The organism is Pseudomonas sp. WS 5532 (genome assembly GCF_012985445.1).
Classification (GTDB): Bacteria; Pseudomonadota; Gammaproteobacteria; order Pseudomonadales; family Pseudomonadaceae; genus Aquipseudomonas; species Aquipseudomonas edaphica.
Window position 1 is genome coordinate 622,544 of record NZ_JAAQWK010000002.1, and the last position, 14,437, is coordinate 636,980.

17 protein-coding genes are annotated in these 14,437 nt (G+C 56.5%); 7 read left to right on the top strand and 10 right to left on the bottom strand.

All coding sequences use genetic code 11. From position 1 onward, the window contains the following. Nucleotides 1–2 precede the first annotated feature (2 nt). Entirely contained in the window at nt 3–161 is a 159-nt protein-coding gene (locus HBO23_RS06470; RefSeq protein ID WP_003194776.1) for a YqaE/Pmp3 family membrane protein, read from the top strand. A gap of 5 nt (nt 162–166) precedes the next feature. Here HBO23_RS06470 and pqqE read toward each other — a convergent pair whose 3' ends face one another. From pqqE to HBO23_RS06515, 9 genes are all read right to left on the bottom strand, one after another. Further along, nucleotides 167–1,318 carry a pyrroloquinoline quinone biosynthesis protein PqqE gene (gene pqqE / locus HBO23_RS06475; protein ID WP_026013776.1) on the bottom strand — a complete coding sequence of 384 codons (1,152 nt, stop codon included), beginning with the start codon at nt 1,316–1,318 and terminating at the stop codon, nt 167–169. Further along, the gene (gene pqqD, locus HBO23_RS06480) at nt 1,290–1,565 is read right to left on the bottom strand and encodes a pyrroloquinoline quinone biosynthesis peptide chaperone PqqD (RefSeq protein WP_099550412.1); all 276 of its coding nucleotides are present in this window, start codon (nt 1,563–1,565) and stop codon (nt 1,290–1,292) included. Before pqqD ends, pqqE begins: the two co-directional genes overlap by 29 nt. After that, on the bottom strand, nt 1,562–2,314 hold the full coding sequence (gene pqqC, locus HBO23_RS06485) for a pyrroloquinoline-quinone synthase PqqC (RefSeq protein WP_017138042.1): 753 nt from the start codon (nt 2,312–2,314) through the stop codon (nt 1,562–1,564). Before pqqC ends, pqqD begins: the two co-directional genes overlap by 4 nt. An 11-nt stretch (nt 2,315–2,325) precedes the next feature. Beyond that, nucleotides 2,326–3,237 (bottom strand): pyrroloquinoline quinone biosynthesis protein PqqB, encoded by a 912-nt coding sequence (pqqB, locus tag HBO23_RS06490; RefSeq protein WP_010207003.1) that lies wholly within the window; start codon nt 3,235–3,237, stop codon nt 2,326–2,328. 71 nt (nt 3,238–3,308) lie between these two features. Further along, the gene (gene pqqA / locus HBO23_RS06495) at nt 3,309–3,383 is read right to left on the bottom strand and encodes a pyrroloquinoline quinone precursor peptide PqqA (RefSeq protein ID WP_003194766.1); all 75 of its coding nucleotides are present in this window, start codon (nt 3,381–3,383) and stop codon (nt 3,309–3,311) included. Between the two features lie 158 nt (nt 3,384–3,541). Next, nucleotides 3,542–5,899 carry a pyrroloquinoline quinone biosynthesis protein PqqF gene (gene pqqF, locus HBO23_RS06500; RefSeq protein ID WP_170036901.1) on the bottom strand — a complete coding sequence of 786 codons (2,358 nt, stop codon included), beginning with the start codon at nt 5,897–5,899 and terminating at the stop codon, nt 3,542–3,544. A gap of 48 nt (nt 5,900–5,947) precedes the next feature. After that, complete coding sequence (locus tag HBO23_RS06505; protein WP_017138045.1) at nt 5,948–6,742, bottom strand: carbon-nitrogen hydrolase family protein; 795 nt, start codon at nt 6,740–6,742, stop codon at nt 5,948–5,950. Nucleotides 6,743–6,752: 10 nt separating this feature from the next. Beyond that, the gene (locus tag HBO23_RS06510; protein WP_065929487.1) at nt 6,753–8,435 is read right to left on the bottom strand and encodes an NAD(P)/FAD-dependent oxidoreductase; all 1,683 of its coding nucleotides are present in this window, start codon (nt 8,433–8,435) and stop codon (nt 6,753–6,755) included. A 167-nt stretch (nt 8,436–8,602) separates the two neighbouring features. Next, on the bottom strand, nt 8,603–9,049 hold the full coding sequence (locus tag HBO23_RS06515) for an Lrp/AsnC family transcriptional regulator (RefSeq protein ID WP_058420501.1): 447 nt from the start codon (nt 9,047–9,049) through the stop codon (nt 8,603–8,605). Nucleotides 9,050–9,317: 268 nt separating this feature from the next. On the opposite strand from HBO23_RS06515, the gene HBO23_RS06520 reads away from it, so the two are divergent. From HBO23_RS06520 to HBO23_RS06535, 5 genes are all read left to right on the top strand, one after another. Beyond that, the gene (locus HBO23_RS06520) at nt 9,318–9,509 is read left to right on the top strand and encodes a type II toxin-antitoxin system HicA family toxin (protein WP_170037068.1); all 192 of its coding nucleotides are present in this window, start codon (nt 9,318–9,320) and stop codon (nt 9,507–9,509) included. Nucleotides 9,510–9,555: 46 nt separating this feature from the next. Next, entirely contained in the window at nt 9,556–9,957 is a 402-nt protein-coding gene (locus HBO23_RS06525) for a type II toxin-antitoxin system HicB family antitoxin (protein ID WP_099550415.1), read from the top strand. A 710-nt stretch (nt 9,958–10,667) separates the two neighbouring features. Beyond that, nucleotides 10,668–10,913, top strand: a complete 246-nt coding sequence (locus HBO23_RS06530) for a hypothetical protein (protein ID WP_170036902.1) — start codon at nt 10,668–10,670, stop codon at nt 10,911–10,913. 5 nt (nt 10,914–10,918) lie between these two features. Then, nucleotides 10,919–11,215, top strand: a complete 297-nt coding sequence (locus HBO23_RS33765) for a hypothetical protein (RefSeq protein WP_225933014.1) — start codon at nt 10,919–10,921, stop codon at nt 11,213–11,215. Nucleotides 11,216–11,692: 477 nt separating this feature from the next. Next, a complete protein-coding gene (locus HBO23_RS06535; protein ID WP_170036903.1) occupies nt 11,693–12,358 on the top strand; it encodes an RES family NAD+ phosphorylase in 666 nt (221 codons plus the stop codon). 31 nt (nt 12,359–12,389) lie between these two features. Here HBO23_RS06535 and HBO23_RS06540 read toward each other — a convergent pair whose 3' ends face one another. Further along, nucleotides 12,390–13,025, bottom strand: coding sequence for a helix-turn-helix domain-containing protein (locus HBO23_RS06540; protein WP_170036905.1), 636 nt, complete (start codon nt 13,023–13,025; stop codon nt 12,390–12,392). 181 nt (nt 13,026–13,206) lie between these two features. Here HBO23_RS06540 and HBO23_RS06545 point away from each other — a divergent pair, with 181 nt between their 5' ends. Then, nucleotides 13,207–13,530 (top strand): hypothetical protein, encoded by a 324-nt coding sequence (locus tag HBO23_RS06545; protein WP_170036908.1) that lies wholly within the window; start codon nt 13,207–13,209, stop codon nt 13,528–13,530. The last annotated feature ends 907 nt before the right edge of the window (nt 13,531–14,437 follow it).

A 14,437-nucleotide genomic window follows, 5' to 3' on the forward strand; every position in this document is an offset into this window, starting at 1 on the left:
CCATGGACATCATTCGTATCATCATCGCTATCCTGCTGCCGCCATTGGGTGTGTTCCTGCAAGTGGGTTTCGGCGGCGCGTTCTGGCTGAACATCCTGCTGACCCTGTGCGGTTACTTCCCCGGTATCATCCACGCGGTGTACATCATCGCCAAGCGCTGAGGCCGTCAGCCTTTTGCGATGAGCCGTGAATTGCGCTCGTTGCGAAAGGCCAACTGCTCGATGGTCTGGGTGGCATGCTCGGCTTCTTCCCGCGCCTTGAGGATGATGCCGTGCTGCTCGGACTTGCTGCACACCGGGTCGGCATTGCTCGCATCGCCCGTGAGCATGAACGCCTGGCAACGGCAGCCGCCGAAGTCCTTTTCCTTTTCATCGCATGAACGGCACGGCTCGGGCATCCAGTCGTAGCCGCGAAAGCGGTTGAAGCCAAACGAGTCGTACCAGATGTGCTGCATGCTGTGGTCGCGCACATTGGGAAATTGCACCGGCATCTGTCGGGCGCCGTGGCAAGGCAGGGCGGTGCCGTCCGGCGTCACTGTCAGAAAGATGCTGCCCCAGCCGTTCATGCAGGCTTTCGGGCGTTCCTCGTAGTAATCCGGTGTCACGAATATCAGCTTGCACGGGTGGCCTTCGGCTTCGAGCTTGGCGCGGTATTCGTTGGTGATGCGTTCGGCGCGTACCAGTTGTTCCTGGGTCGGCAGCAAGCCCACACGGTTGAGTTGCGCCCAGCCGTAGAACTGGCAGGTGGCAAGCTCGACGAAATCTGCCTCCAGTGCGATGCACAGCTCGATAATGCGGTCGATCTTGTCGATATTGTGCCGATGGGTAACGAAATTCAGCACCATCGGATAGCCGTGGGCCTTCACCGCGCGGGCCATTTCCAGCTTTTGCGCGAAGGCTTTTTTCGAGCCGGCGAGCAGGTTGTTCACCTGTTCATCGCTGGCCTGGAAGCTGATCTGGATGTGGTCCAGGCCCGCCTTCTTGAAGTCGCTGATCTTCTGCTCGGTGAGACCGATGCCCGAGGTGATCAGGTTAGTGTAGAAACCCAGCTTGCGCGCCTCGGCGATCAGTTCGGCAAGGTCCTGGCGCACCAGCGGTTCACCGCCGGAAAACCCCAGTTGCGCGGCGCCCATTTCCCGCGCTTCGCGAAACACCTTGATCCACTGCTCAGTGCTCAGCTCTTTACCCTGCTCGGCAAAATCCAGCGGGTTGGAGCAATACGGGCACTGCAACGGGCAGCGATAAGTCAGCTCGGCGAGCAGCCACAGTGGCAGGCCGATCGGTGGCTTTTCAGGCAAGTTCGATCCAGTGCTCAGCACGGGCGACCTCCATGAAATCCTCAATGTCTTTACCGAGTTCAGGCACGCCGGGGAATTGTTTATCCAGCTCGGCGATGATGGCGGCCACGTCGCGCTCGCCGTCGATCAGCCCGCCGATCAAGGCGGCGCTGTCGTTGAGCTTGATCATGCCTTCGGGGTAGAGCAACACGTGGCCTTTTTGCGCGGGCTCGTACTGGAAACGATAGCCCTGGCGCCAGGTTGGTGTTTTGCTGCGATCAAAGCTCATAGGGTGATCCCTTTATGCCAGACCCGCTGCTCGGTCACGCTGTGATACGGCGGGCGTTTGAGTTCGTAGGCCATGCTCATGGCATCCAGCATGCTCCACAGAATGTCGAGTTTGAACTGCAGGATTTCCAGCATGCGTTCCTGGCCTTCGCGAGTGGTGTAGTGCTGCAGCGTGATCGCCAAACCATGCTCTACGTCGCGACGGGCCTGGCCGAGGCGGGTGCGGAAATACTCATAACCGGCCGGGTCGATCCACGGATAGTGCTGCGGCCAGCTGTCGAGGCGCGACTGGTGGATCTGCGGCGCAAACAGTTCGGTCAGCGAGCTGCTGGCAGCTTCCTGCCAGCTGGCGCGGCGGGCAAAGTTGACGTAGGCATCCACCGCAAACCGTACGCCGGGCAGTACCAGCTCCTGGGAGCGCAACTGGTCGGGGTCGAGGCCGACGGCCTGGCCCAGGCGCAGCCAGGCTTCAATACCGCCGTCTTCACCGGGCGCGCCGTCGTGGTCGAGCAGACGCTGGATCCACTCACGGCGGATCTCGCGGTCCGGGCAGTTGGCCAGGATCGCGGCGTCTTTGAGCGGGATGTTCACCTGATAGTAGAAACGGTTGGCGACCCAGCCCTGAATCTGCTCGCGGGTGGCGCGGCCTTCATACATCGCCACGTGATACGGGTGATGGATATGGTAGAACGCGCCCTTGGCCCGCAGGGCTGCTTCGAATTCGGCGGTGGTCAACGGTGTGTCAGTCACTTCGTCTGCTCCTACAATTCAATGCTCATGCCGTCGTAAGCCACTTCGACATTGCGCCGCACCAGCTCGGCGCGCTCGGGGGAGTCTTCGTCGAGGATCGGGTTGGTGTTGTTGATGTGGATAAGCACCTTGCGCTGCTTGGGTAGCTGCTCCAGTACTTCGAGCATGCCGCCAGGGCCGTTCTGCGCCAGGTGGCCCATCTCGCGGCCGGTGCGGGTGCCGACGCCGCGGCGCTGCATTTCATCGTCGTCCCACATCGTGCCGTCCACCAGCAGGCAGTCGCTGCCCGCCATGATTTCCAGCAGCGGCGCGTCGACTTTGCCCAGGCCCGGCGCATAGAACAGCTTGCCGCCGGTGCGCAGGTCTTCGACGATCAGGCCGATGTTGTCGCCTGGGTGCGGGTCGAAGCGGTGCGGCGAGTAGGGCGGTGCAGCGCTGCGTAGTGGCAGCGGGGTGAAGCGCAAATTCGGGCAGGCCGGGATCGTGAAGCTGGCGTCCAGCTCGATACGGTTCCAAGCCAGGCCGCCGTTCCAGTGGGTCAACATGGTGAACAGCGGGAAACCGGTGCTGAGGTCTTCATGGACCATGTCGGTGCACCACACCTGATGCGGGCAACCTTCGCGCAAGCTCAACAGGCCGGTGGTGTGATCGATCTGGCTGTCCATCAGGATGATCGCGCTGATGCCGGTGTCGCGCAGCGCGCGGCCGGGTTGCATTGGCGCAAAGCCTTGCAGTTGCGCACGGATATCCGGCGAAGCATTGCACAGCACCCAGTTCACGCCATCGTCGGAGATCGCGATGGACGACTGGGTACGCGCCTGGGCGCGCAGGCTGCCGTCGCGAAAGCCTGCGCAGTTCACGCAGTTGCAGTTCCACTGCGGGAAGCCACCGCCGGCGGCGGAACCTAGAATCTGGACAAACATGATTGCTCCATCATGCAAAGCTCAAAACAAAAACGCCCCGGGCGAACCGAGGCGTTGTATTACTCAGCCAATCAACGGCTGGCGAAGTACATGGTGACTTCGAAACCGATACGCAGATCAGTGTAAGCGGGTTTGGACCAGGTCATATTCATACTCCTACCAAGGGATGGGACGTTCACTACCAAGTAATACATATAGTCCACCTCCTATTGGAGATGTTCAGATATTGCGTATGAATATTACGCAATTCTTTTCAAGTTAGCGCTGTCTTGACGGAAAAAGCCTGTTGCAGGGTTGGCAATGATCAGCCTGCCGGTTGCCAGGCGTCGTTGATGCGCGGGCCGTTGGCCACACAGCGCCAGCCGCCTGAGGCATCGTTGAGTTGCTGGGCGGCGCGCTGCAGATCCTCGCGTGTGCGGTTTTGTATCAACTGTTGTAGCAGGTCCAGGTAACCCGACGGATGGCCCGCCAAGTAAGCCTGCCACAGCAGTTCGGCGGCTTGGTTGAGCGGCAGTTGCTGGGCACTGAATTGCTGCGCCAGGGTCTGGTTGCCCAGGTATGGGCTGCTGTCGATTAACGACGGTAATTGCTTCAGAAAGGTCTGCAGGTGATCAATGATCCCGCTCAGTGAAACGCTGGGGGACTGCACACCAAACAGCAGCCCGGTTTGCCCGTTGACCTGTCGGATGCCGCTGAAGACCGCGTAGCCGATTTGCAGATCAGCCCGCAGGCGCTGGTAAAACGGCCCGTGCAGCAGATGCCCAAGCAGTCGCCAGGCGGCTTCGTCGGTCAAGGCTGGCGTCGGTGCTGGGCAAAACAGCAGTAAAGCGGCTTCATTGGAGTCTGTTTTTATCGTGTGCCAGAGCTTCCGGCCGTCGAGGGTTGGCGGTGTGTGTTCAATGCTTGCCGCCTGCCCAGGCAGCCGCGCTGCGGCGATTTTGATCGCGGCTTCACAAGCGGCCGGTAATCCAAAGCCGAGCCCATGCCATCGAGCCGTCGCCCATGAAGCTGGCCCGGAGTGAGTGTCGGTGCAGCAAACGGGCAGCGCCTTGAGCAACTCTCGGATGGCGATCATTGGTGTCGCGGCGGGTGCGGCGTCTTGTGGCAGGCTTAAGCTTTGTGCCAATACGTCCAGAACAGCCGGCATGGGCTGATGAAGACCGACCATTTTCACCAGGAAATCATTGCCGATCGTTTCGAAAGACAACTCAACTCCGGCCTGCCGGGCATTCTCGCGCAATGGCTGTAATGTATTTTCCAACCCCACGGGCGCGGCGTTATCAAACTGCCATTGCAGATACAGCGCGCCTTCATCGGTGTCATCCGCCAATGCCTGGCTGAATGTCAGCGCCGACACCTCACGACGGCCCCGGGAGCGGTCTTGCGCGAAGGTGCGCAAACCACGATGGGCGCTGGTCTGGCCACGGATCAGCCCGGCGCGTTGTTCTTTGGCCGGCGGAAGCAGGAATGGGTTGTTCGGCGGCAACTGCCAAGCCTGTCTGGCCGGTTTGAGGTGCAGTGAATCCAGCAGTTTTTTGAGTGCGACGACGCCCTGTTCCGACAGGTCTTCACTTTCGTTTCGCACCCATGCCAAGGCACTTTGGGTCTGTTGCTGGCGAGCGTTCAGCAAGGCGAACTCTTCGCGTAAAGGTGTCCAATCGCTGTGTGCGAAAAAGCTCAGCCAGTCGTGCAGCAACGCTTCGATTTGCGTAGCCGAATCGTCTTGAGTATCGAGGGTAAAGTCGATATCCAATACGGCTTGCCCGGCAAACGCATAAAGCACGGTCGCCTGTATGGCATTGGCCAGTTTTCGCGCTTTCAGCTCAGCCAGTAAACCACCCGGCGCCGTAGCATTGAGCCAGGTGCAGAGAAACGCCAGGGCTTGGCGAGGCGCGTCACAGGTGATGACATGGTGCAGGTGGTTATCGTCGATGTATTGAAAGCCCTGGGCGTGGCCGAGCATCAGCGCAGGCGGCGCAGCCTGTGGGTGCTGAGGGCCAGTGGCCAATTCGTCGCTGAAACGCTGGGCCAACGCTTGCAGTTCTTCCAATGGTTGCGGGCCGGCAAGGTGTAACGTCATCTGCCCGCTCTGATAGAACCTGGTATGGAATTCCTTCAATGCCTGCTGAAACGCCTCACGCTCAACCGGCAGGCTATCCCGATTACCGGCATGAAAACCGCGCAGCGGATGGTCCGCCGCCAAGCCTTCCAGCAGCGCAACCTGCTGCTGCGCCTTGGCATCCTGGGACCAGGCCACAAACTCCGCTTGCAGCACTTCGCGCTCACGCAGTTGGTCTTCAATCGTCAGGCGCGGATGGGTGAGCATATCCGCCAGCCGCTCCAGCCCATCGGCAAAGGTTGGCACCGGCAATTCAAAGAAAAAGTCCGTGGTGCGCTCGCGGGTGCTGGCGTTGACCTGCCCACCCTGGCGCTGCACGTAGGCCATCAAGCCTTCGCTTGTGGGAAAACGCGCAGTGCCGAGAAACAGCAAATGCTCAAGAAAATGCGCCAAGCCCGGCCACGCGAGTGGCACGTCATGGCTGCCGGCGGCCACGCGCAACATCGCGGCGCAACGCTTCAAGCGTGGCGCATGGCGCAAGGAAACCCGCAGGCCGTTGGCCAGGGTCAAGTCAAGGTGATGAGGGTGGGCCGGCGCAGGCATGGGCACTTCCGAAACGTAGAATGTGCCTATGCTAACAAACCGTCTGGCTCAGGGCTTGTGCAGCGCGCCGTACAGTTCCGGGCGACGGTCTTGCAGGTAATGATTGGCCGCGCGGGCATCCAGGATCGACTGGCGATCCAGCGTACCGACGATCAACGATTCATCCAGCCCCGCCTGGGCGATTCGCTGGCCATTGGGCGCAGCAATACTGCTTTGCCCGCAGTACTGAATCTCGCCTTCGTGCCCGCAGTAGTTGGCGTAGGCCACATAGCACTGGTTTTCAAAGGCCCGCGCCCGCACGGTCACGTCGGCAACAAAGTCGAACGGCACCATATTGGCCGTCGGCACCAGGATCACCTCGGCGCCGGCCAGGGCCAGGCGGCGGGTGTTTTCCGGGAACTCCAGGTCGTAGCAAATCAAAAACCCGAGCTTCCAGCCGTTAAGCTCCACCAGCGGGAAATCATCTTCCCCGGCGCTGAACATCGAGTGGTCCAGGTCGCCAAACAGATGAGTCTTGCGGTAGTTGCACAGGCGCTGGCCGTGGGCATCGATCAACTGCACGGCGTTGTAGATCTGCCCGTCCTCAGCCCGCTCCGGGTAACCGTAGAGAATGGCCAGTCCGGCGCTTTTGGCCAGCTCGGCAATCGCCTGAGCCGACGGCCCATCCTGGGCTTCGGCCAGCGCGCCCACCGCTTCGGCACCGATGTTGTAGCCGCTGAGGAACATCTCCGGCAGCACCAGCACGTCGGCACCGGTCGCCTCATGCGCCAATTGATGCAGGCGCTTGAGGTTGCCGGCCACATCCAGCGGCAGCGGTGGGCATTGGTACAGGGCGACACGCATGCTTAACTCCTTAATCGGCCAGGGCGATCGGGCCGATTTCGTCAAAGACATCACCTGGGCCCGGGTTTTCGGGGTGAGTGCTGCCGCCGAAGTGGGTCATGATGCCCCACACCGCATTCAGCGAGGTTTGCACCGCGCCCTCGACCCACGCAGGCGTCCAGGATACGTCGTCACCGGCGATAAAGATCCCACGCTGTTCGGCGGGCATGTCCTTCTGCATAAAGTGCGCATACATGCGCTGGTTGTAGCGATAGTGGCCGGGCAACGCGCCTTTGAAGGCGCCGAGGAAATGCGGGTCGGCTTCCCAGGACACGGTGATCGGGTCGCCGATGATGCGCGCCTTGATATCGACTTTCGGGTAGATCTTTTTCAGCGCGTCGAGGGCCAGTTTCACCCGCTTGTCGATGGGCTGCGGGAGCATTTTCAGCGCGTCGCTCATCCACGAATACGACAGGCAAATCACGCCTGGCTTGTCGTCACCGTTGTCGAACAGATAGGTGCCACGGGTAAGGCGATCGGTGAGGGTCATGCTCATCAGGTCGCGGCCGGTCTCCGGGTCCTTGTCTTTCCAGAACGGGCGGTCGACCATCACGAAGGTTTTCGACGACTGCATGTAGCGCGTGCGGTCCAGCGCCATCCACATTTTTTGCGAAAACAGGGTTTCGTCGCATTCGATCTGGGTGGTCAGCAGCCAGCTTTGACAGGTGGTCAACACGGCGGCGTATTCGCGGGTGTCACCGTAGTTGTCGGTGACCGCAAAGCGGCCATCGGCAGCGTGGGCAATGCGTTTTACCCCCGCCCGTGGCGCGCCGCGATGCAGCGAGCTGAGGCTGGTGCCGGCGGGCCAATGGGCGCAACGCTCCGGCACATGGCGCCATATGCCCATGGGCACTTGCGCTACGCCGCCAACCACCAGGTGTTGGTGATCGTCGCAGTTGGTCATCACCACGCGGAAGATTTCCAGCATCGAGTTGGGGAAATCCGAGTCCCAGCCGCCAGTGCCGAAACCCACCTGGCCAAACACTTCACGGTGCGCGAACGACAGTTTGGCGAACGCCTTGGACGTGGCGACGAAGTCATAGAAGGTGCGGTCGTCCCACAGCGGTACCAGCTTGTTCCACAGCGCCTTGAGGCGCGGTACGTCACGGTCGCGAATGGCTTGCTGGATATCACCGAACTGCGAGCCGGCCTCCAGCGCATCCGCCCAGGCATCGGCAACTTCCTGGAACAGCACCGGCAGGTCCGAGAGTTTTTGTGCGTAGTGGGTCTGGCCTTCGAGGTCGACCACGGTGCTGCCGGAAGCCGGTGTCAGCGGGTTAGGAAAAGGTTTGGTCTCCAGGCCCAGCTTGTCCACATAGTGGTAGAACGCGGTGGACGACACCGGAAAACGCATGCCGCCCAGCTCGGCGATGATGCCTTCGGCGCCTTCAAAGGCCTGGGAGCGCAAACGCCCGCCCATCTTCGAGGCCTCGTATACCACCGGCTTGAGGCCCAGCTTCATCAGCTCGTAAGCCGCCACCAGCCCTGCGATCCCGGCTCCCACAATCGCCACTTCCGCGCCATGGTTGGCCGCGGGAATACTGCCCAGGCCAGCCGGGTGTTCGATCCAGTCATCAAAGGCAAACGGAAAATCCGGGCCAAAGATGGTGATAGGTTTTTTACCGTCGGCGGGATGGCGATTGGTCTTGCTGATGGTGCTGGACGGAATGCTCATGGCTGACCTTACTGACGACTCGGCGGGATTCGGCCCGTTGAGTATAGGAAAAGATGGCAGCCAGTTTAGGGAGCGTAGCGTTCGTTATTAAGACGCAATGTGTCGTCGGATTGAATTGTTTTTAGTCAGAATGACGAAGTGGCTGGTCAAACTGGCTGACCACGGTCCAATTTGTTACTGAGGATGATCGACGTGGTGGTTTTTTCCACGCCCTCGACGCTGCCGATCTGGTCCAGCAACTGGTCCAGCTGTTCCGGCGAATCAGTGCGCAGCCAGGCCACGTAATCAAACTCGCCACTCACCGCACACAATTGCTGCACCTGCGCCATGGCGCTCAACCGGCGCAGCACTTCCTTGCCCGAGCGCGCTTGAACGGTGATGCCGACATACGCCTGCAAACCCCCGTCGACCACACGCTGCCCGAGGCGCACGCCATAACCGGTGATCACCTGGGTTTTCTCCAGGCGCGCCAGGCGCGAGGTCACCGTGGTGCGCGCAATGCCCAACTGCCGGGCAAGCATGGCCACGCTTTCGCGGGCGTTAATCTGCAAGGCGGCGATCAGTTGGCGATCGATTTCGTCGAGGGCGGGCAAGGGTGGGGCTCCGGTGTGTAGGGGCAGTGCGCGGATATATTACAGGCTTGTGTTGGCAAGGAGGTGAACGGTGCTGCGATGAGTGTGATTGGGAGTGGGCACAAAAACTGACAGAAGTTCGCTGGTTAAAAGGGCTAATACGTCGCCATCATCTCATCACACAGGTCTGCTTGAAGGCTGAGAAGACTTTTTCATAGGTGTGTCTTGTGTGTACAAAAAAACGCGCCGCTGCTCGGTGGTGTGTAATATACACACTGAAGGGTGGGCGATGAGAAGCAGAGAGGTGATCGAGCTTTTGGTTGAGGATGGATGGTTTGAGGTGGCGGTAAAGGGCAGCCATCACCAGTTCAAACACCCTGAGAAGCGAGGACGTGTAACCGTGCCTCATCCCAAGTCAGAGATTGCCAAGGGCACCTTGCACAGTATTTTTAAATCAGCAGGCCTCAACTGTAGAGCTTGACTGAGGAATTGGATGGGCTCGGTGGAGTTCGTTCAGAGGATGACCAATGAAATTCCCAGTGGTAGTACACAAAGACGCCGACTCGGACTACAGCGTGACCGTTCCGGACGTACCAGGCTGCTTCTCGGCAGGCGCTTCGTTTTCCGAGGCGTTGGATAATGTTCGGGAAGCGCTGGCGCTGCATCTCGAAGGGTTGGTCGCCGACGAAGAAAAGCTTCCTCAGGCCCAAGAGGTGGATGTTCATCTGGACAATCCGGATTACGCCGGTGGCGTATGGGCGATTGTCGACTTTGACCTGACTCCGTACTTGGGTAAGTCGGTGCGGTTCAACGCTTCTTTGCCGGAGCAGTTGTTGCACCGCATTGATGAGCGAGTGCAGAAGGATCATCGCTATGCATCGCGGTCAGGGTTTTTGGCGACGGCAGCGCTGCGTGAACTGGCCGTTTGAGTCGAATGCCAGACACGAAAAAGCCGCGCAATGCGCGGCTTTCTTGTTTGGTGGGCCCAGTAGGACTCGAACCTACGACCAAAGGATTATGAGTCCACATTATGGGCGTGTTTTTGCTGGGTACGGTCAATGTTCACAGTGGATAAGGCCTGATTAGAGGGGCGATGTTCACCAATATATCTACTTGGAATGGACACTTTTTGGACACTTTCAGCCGAGTGCTTCCAGAGTGGGGCGGTTTGGTCTCTCGACTGATATGGCCACCGGTGTTTGATGGCGCGGAGCTACTCTCCATTGGAGTAGCCTCCGTGCGTCGTCCTAAGACGGTTAAAAAATCGCGTCTTGTCATCGGAGGCCGTGTGATACGCGGTATTCCCCTTGTTGCTCTGGTGTCGTGCCTTCTGAGCTTTCAGCGTTCTAATTCTCCTAAACTTTCCCGACATTTCACATTCTGAAATTGGCCAACTGCGCCGACGGGCCACGGCAAATGTGCCCTGGAGCGCGCAAATCACAGCGTGAGAGTTTGCATAAAAAAATCATACGGAGTGCGTCGGCGGGAGGGGGAAAAGTGCTTTCTTCGCCTCATTTTTCTTTTGTGCTGATTTTTCATCGCTATGTTCGTTGAGCATTTCATCGGGTTGTACGGCCTGGGACCTAGGTCCTGATGTACTGTTTTTATGTACAGTATTTAGGCTCGGGTTTGGTTGCTCATGAATGATATTGAAGAAAGCGCATCGGCTAGTTCGTCCAGGGATGCTTGGCAGGCGCTACTGGCGGATCAGCAGGAACTGCTTAAGCATCCTGCTACTCATCACAAGGCTTTGATAACTGGTGCGCACGCGCTACACAGAGCTCGAATAATTGATAGTGATGATCTCAGTGATCTTCTTGAACAAGCTGATGGTGCCCTGGCTTACGCCGTTGAAGCGCTGCTGGATGAATGGCAAGGAGGTTGAAGCTGATGCATATGTTGATAACCCCGATGCGCCGCAAGGGCATTGCTTTGAGTCCGATCGAAAGGCGGAATTACAAGGCCATTCGAGGAGATGTGCGAGTAGCATCTGAGGTATCTACTGAGCTTGGGCGTAGTGCAAATGTTGCAACCGTGAGTTCAGGCTGGCCATTGGAGCCGTCACCGTTACCTCAACTACTAGACGCAACGCTGGCAGGAATGGCGCCAAACGGTTTTGTGTTGAGCGGTATTGAGTATGTGGAAGGCTGTGCTTACGCCCAGTCTTGGTGGTGTCGGGTGGAATAAATTCAGAGCTGGGGAGATGTGGCTCCCCAGGTCGATATCGTATGAGTTCTATCCAGCTGAAGAAGTTCGATGCAGCTTATGCCAGGCAATCCTGCGGATTAGCAGATTAGCGCCGTAACGAATTAACGTTTTAACGTTTTAACGTTTTAACGTTTTAACGTTTTAACGCTTTAACGCTTTAACGCTTTAACGCTTTAACGCTTTAACGCTTTAACGCTTTAACGTTTTAACTACGTAACTACGTAACTACGTAACTACGTAACTACGTAACTACGTAACTACGTAACTACGTAGTTACGGTGCCCTGGTGTCCTGTCAAAAAAGTTTAAAAAATAGTGGTGTTTTTATCAGAAGTCGGTTGTAATTCTCTGGCAAGCAGGTGCTTGCACTGGCGCCCGTCGGATGTCGACGGGCATTTAAAACGCAAATGGGATTAGCTCATGAGCAAGTTGTTTGATTTTTATAGGAGTGCGCGGTTTGGTAGACGAGGAAAAGAAACAAAGTCAAGATGTTGAGCAGAAAATTCAATCGGCGCTTCTGAAACATCCGGAAGTAATTGTCGATTTTAAGAAGGGAACACCGTTTTTTCGCGTTCAACCAACCCGGCATAAGGATCCTGTCTTCTACAACAAAAACTCTGATAGTAGATATGGGGATTTGAATAAGGAGATCGGGGTTTGTTATGTGGCTGCCAACAGTGCAGTTGCTATTGCTGAGACGCTTCAGCATGGCGGTGAGGGGCCAGGCTCGCCTGTCTTGATGTCAGAGATTCAGGGGCTGTCGGTGCACGAGCTAGCTGCGGATAGGGATCTCCGCTTGGTAGACGTTGCGAGGATGAGCGCATATGTAGGGGGCCACAAGCTCAGGCATCTTGTCGAGGCGAAGGGTCAGGGTAGTGAAGGGTATTTACTTACCCAGACTGTAAGTGCCGCATGCATGAGGTATAGCAAGGAAATCGATGGTTTCCTCTATACCTCCACGGTATTCCCTGCAGCCTCAAATGACGGTTGCAACGTCGTGTTGTTTGAGGGGAGAAAAAAACAGTTAGTACCAGTAAGCTCCAAACCTTTGACAGAGGTCGAGCTTGCGAACGGTCAGACAGCGATTGAATTCTTAGCGGATTTAGACGTGATCGTAGAGTGAAGAGTTGAGCTTCCTTACGGGAAGCTCAGCTTTACTTGCCCATTTCCAAACGGTTCTTGAAGTCTCGCACAATTATCTGGAATGCAGGGTCGATGTCCAGAAGCTTGTAGCGAGGCTGCACGTTTTCGGGCTCGCCAGGATTGGAATAATCCATAGTGTTGGCCAGAAAAACAATCAGAAGATTTACCTTTGGCTCATCTTCTGGGTCAATCTCCAGCGCCTTAAGCAGCTTGGTTATTGAAGTGGTAGCTTTATTGTTCTCGAACTGAAAGTCAGGGTAATACTTGCGTCGATTATTGGTGTAAGCAATGAGTTGTCCTGATTTAGTTTTCTTGCTCAACGCCTGCTTTGATATTCCAAGTATCTGGCATGCATCGCCCGCATCTAGAAGATCGTACGACGATTTAACCGCCTCAAATGCTTTCGACTTCATCTGAGCGAAGGCAATTTCATTACGAGCTTTGATGCTTAACGGCTTCTCACTGCTTTTGCTTGTCTTTTTAATAATGACAGCTAAAGCCTTGTCGTCATCGAGATTCGCAGCATTGATAACCTCGGATTCGGATACTTTGTTCATCCGGGCTATGAATTTTTGCACGAGCGAGGCTTTAGCTTCGTCAAGTGACTTGACGGCGCTTTGGGATCTCTCAATCGTTGCGGTGTTCATAGGTTCTCCTTTCGTTGCTCGTATTTGAGCAAGTGACCAAAGCGTACGCCTCGGTTGACGCGCGTGTCAACCTGTCAACCTGTCCACTCGTCAACAAAATGTTGCTTCCGTTCTCCCGTGTAGGCATAAGTGGGCAATGCAGCTCGTTACCGTCGTTCTCACAGATTTTTGGAGTTTTCGTATGGCCATGCCTTCAACCCCTACCTATATAGCTCGCCTTGGCGAGCTTCGGCACAAATCTCCGCGTGTCGCAAAACTAACTGCCAGGATTGCTGCGGCCATGAAGCCTGAGCGGCAGTTACTTGAGTCCGAGGACCTGGAGCGAGTGCTATTTGATCACGCAAATGCCATCGCTCATCAGATCCCGTCTTGCACCATCCGCTTGAGCGTTTGGCTCAACCGTTTGGCCAGGGATGAAGTCAAGGTTCTGGAGCACCGGGACGTTGCAATCTTTGTCAACGAAGCGGCTACCTTAGGTGGGGCATCCGGCATGCTGACGGGGTGAATCCTGCGAAACTTAGGTCGTTAGGCTGATTGTCTACATGGAAGGATGATGGCGCTTGGCATGATGCCCGTAAGCGACAGCGATAAACTCTAACCTGGCGGTAGATAACTTCTTCGAAATTCGCCTAAGGTTCACGATTTGTTAGGATTTAGCATCTAATTGTGAGTCGGCGTGACGCTTCGTGATTTGCTAAATTTCCACCTTGGTACTTTTGCCAGTTTCGCGTCCGCGAAACTGGTGAGCGTAGGGCTCAACGTTTGCTATCGTGCCAGCGCCTTACAAAACTGCTTTAAAGCAAGGCTGCTGAAAGATTCTGCATGCGAAATCTTTGCCGCCCATCAATAAGGTGTTTGGCTACCCCAATTGGGGTTCGAGAGCTGATCGAAAAAACTGTGCAAATTTAGCGGCTAAAATTCGGCAAAAAAAAACCGCCTTAGGAGGGCGGTTTTTTCGTCGCGAATTCGGTAGGTCCGATTTCGCCTTCTCGCTGGGAGTCTTCAACGGGGCTGAGTCTATAAGAGAGTAAATAACGGCGCCACTACGATATTCGTTAAATCGAATGCAAACGACGAACGAAAGCGGCTTGGGCAAACCGCATATGAATGCCACCGAACGTATTCGGCATTCCAAAACGATAAATCCATTCTGTTTACGAGTGTTGTCGTTTGCCGGAAAGTGCCGTGAAATCAGCGTATTTACGCCGAAAAAGCCGTAAATATTACCGTTTTCGGTAAACTTTGAATATTATTTGTTCGCGCTTGTCAATGGCTATTTCGCCAATGCAAAAATAAACTTCAAAAAATGCTCTTAGTCCTTTTTAGACCGTGCTTCGGCGGTTAACATCCGGGCCATCATAAGGATTTATCCTATGAGGGCCCCTCGCACACGGTGTAGGAACCGTGCCGGA

What these genes read in the sequence shown, in the direction of transcription:
- HBO23_RS06470 (WP_003194776.1), top strand. Translation starts at nt 3, where the DNA reads ATGGACATCATTCGTATCATCATCGCTATCCTGCTGCCGCCATTGGGT.
- pqqD (WP_099550412.1), bottom strand. Translation starts at nt 1,565, where the DNA reads ATGAGCTTTGATCGCAGCAAAACACCAACCTGGCGCCAGGGCTATCGT.
- pqqB (WP_010207003.1), bottom strand. Translation starts at nt 3,237, where the DNA reads ATGTTTGTCCAGATTCTAGGTTCCGCCGCCGGCGGTGGCTTCCCGCAG.
- pqqF (WP_170036901.1), bottom strand. Translation starts at nt 5,899, where the DNA reads ATGCCTGCGCCGGCCCACCCTCATCACCTTGACTTGACCCTGGCCAAC.
- HBO23_RS06505 (WP_017138045.1), bottom strand. Translation starts at nt 6,742, where the DNA reads ATGCGTGTCGCCCTGTACCAATGCCCACCGCTGCCGCTGGATGTGGCC.
- HBO23_RS06520 (WP_170037068.1), top strand. Translation starts at nt 9,318, where the DNA reads ATGAGAAGCAGAGAGGTGATCGAGCTTTTGGTTGAGGATGGATGGTTT.
- HBO23_RS06525 (WP_099550415.1), top strand. Translation starts at nt 9,556, where the DNA reads ATGAAATTCCCAGTGGTAGTACACAAAGACGCCGACTCGGACTACAGC.
- HBO23_RS06530 (WP_170036902.1), top strand. Translation starts at nt 10,668, where the DNA reads ATGAATGATATTGAAGAAAGCGCATCGGCTAGTTCGTCCAGGGATGCT.
- HBO23_RS33765 (WP_225933014.1), top strand. Translation starts at nt 10,919, where the DNA reads ATGCATATGTTGATAACCCCGATGCGCCGCAAGGGCATTGCTTTGAGT.
- HBO23_RS06540 (WP_170036905.1), bottom strand. Translation starts at nt 13,025, where the DNA reads ATGAACACCGCAACGATTGAGAGATCCCAAAGCGCCGTCAAGTCACTT.
- HBO23_RS06545 (WP_170036908.1), top strand. Translation starts at nt 13,207, where the DNA reads ATGGCCATGCCTTCAACCCCTACCTATATAGCTCGCCTTGGCGAGCTT.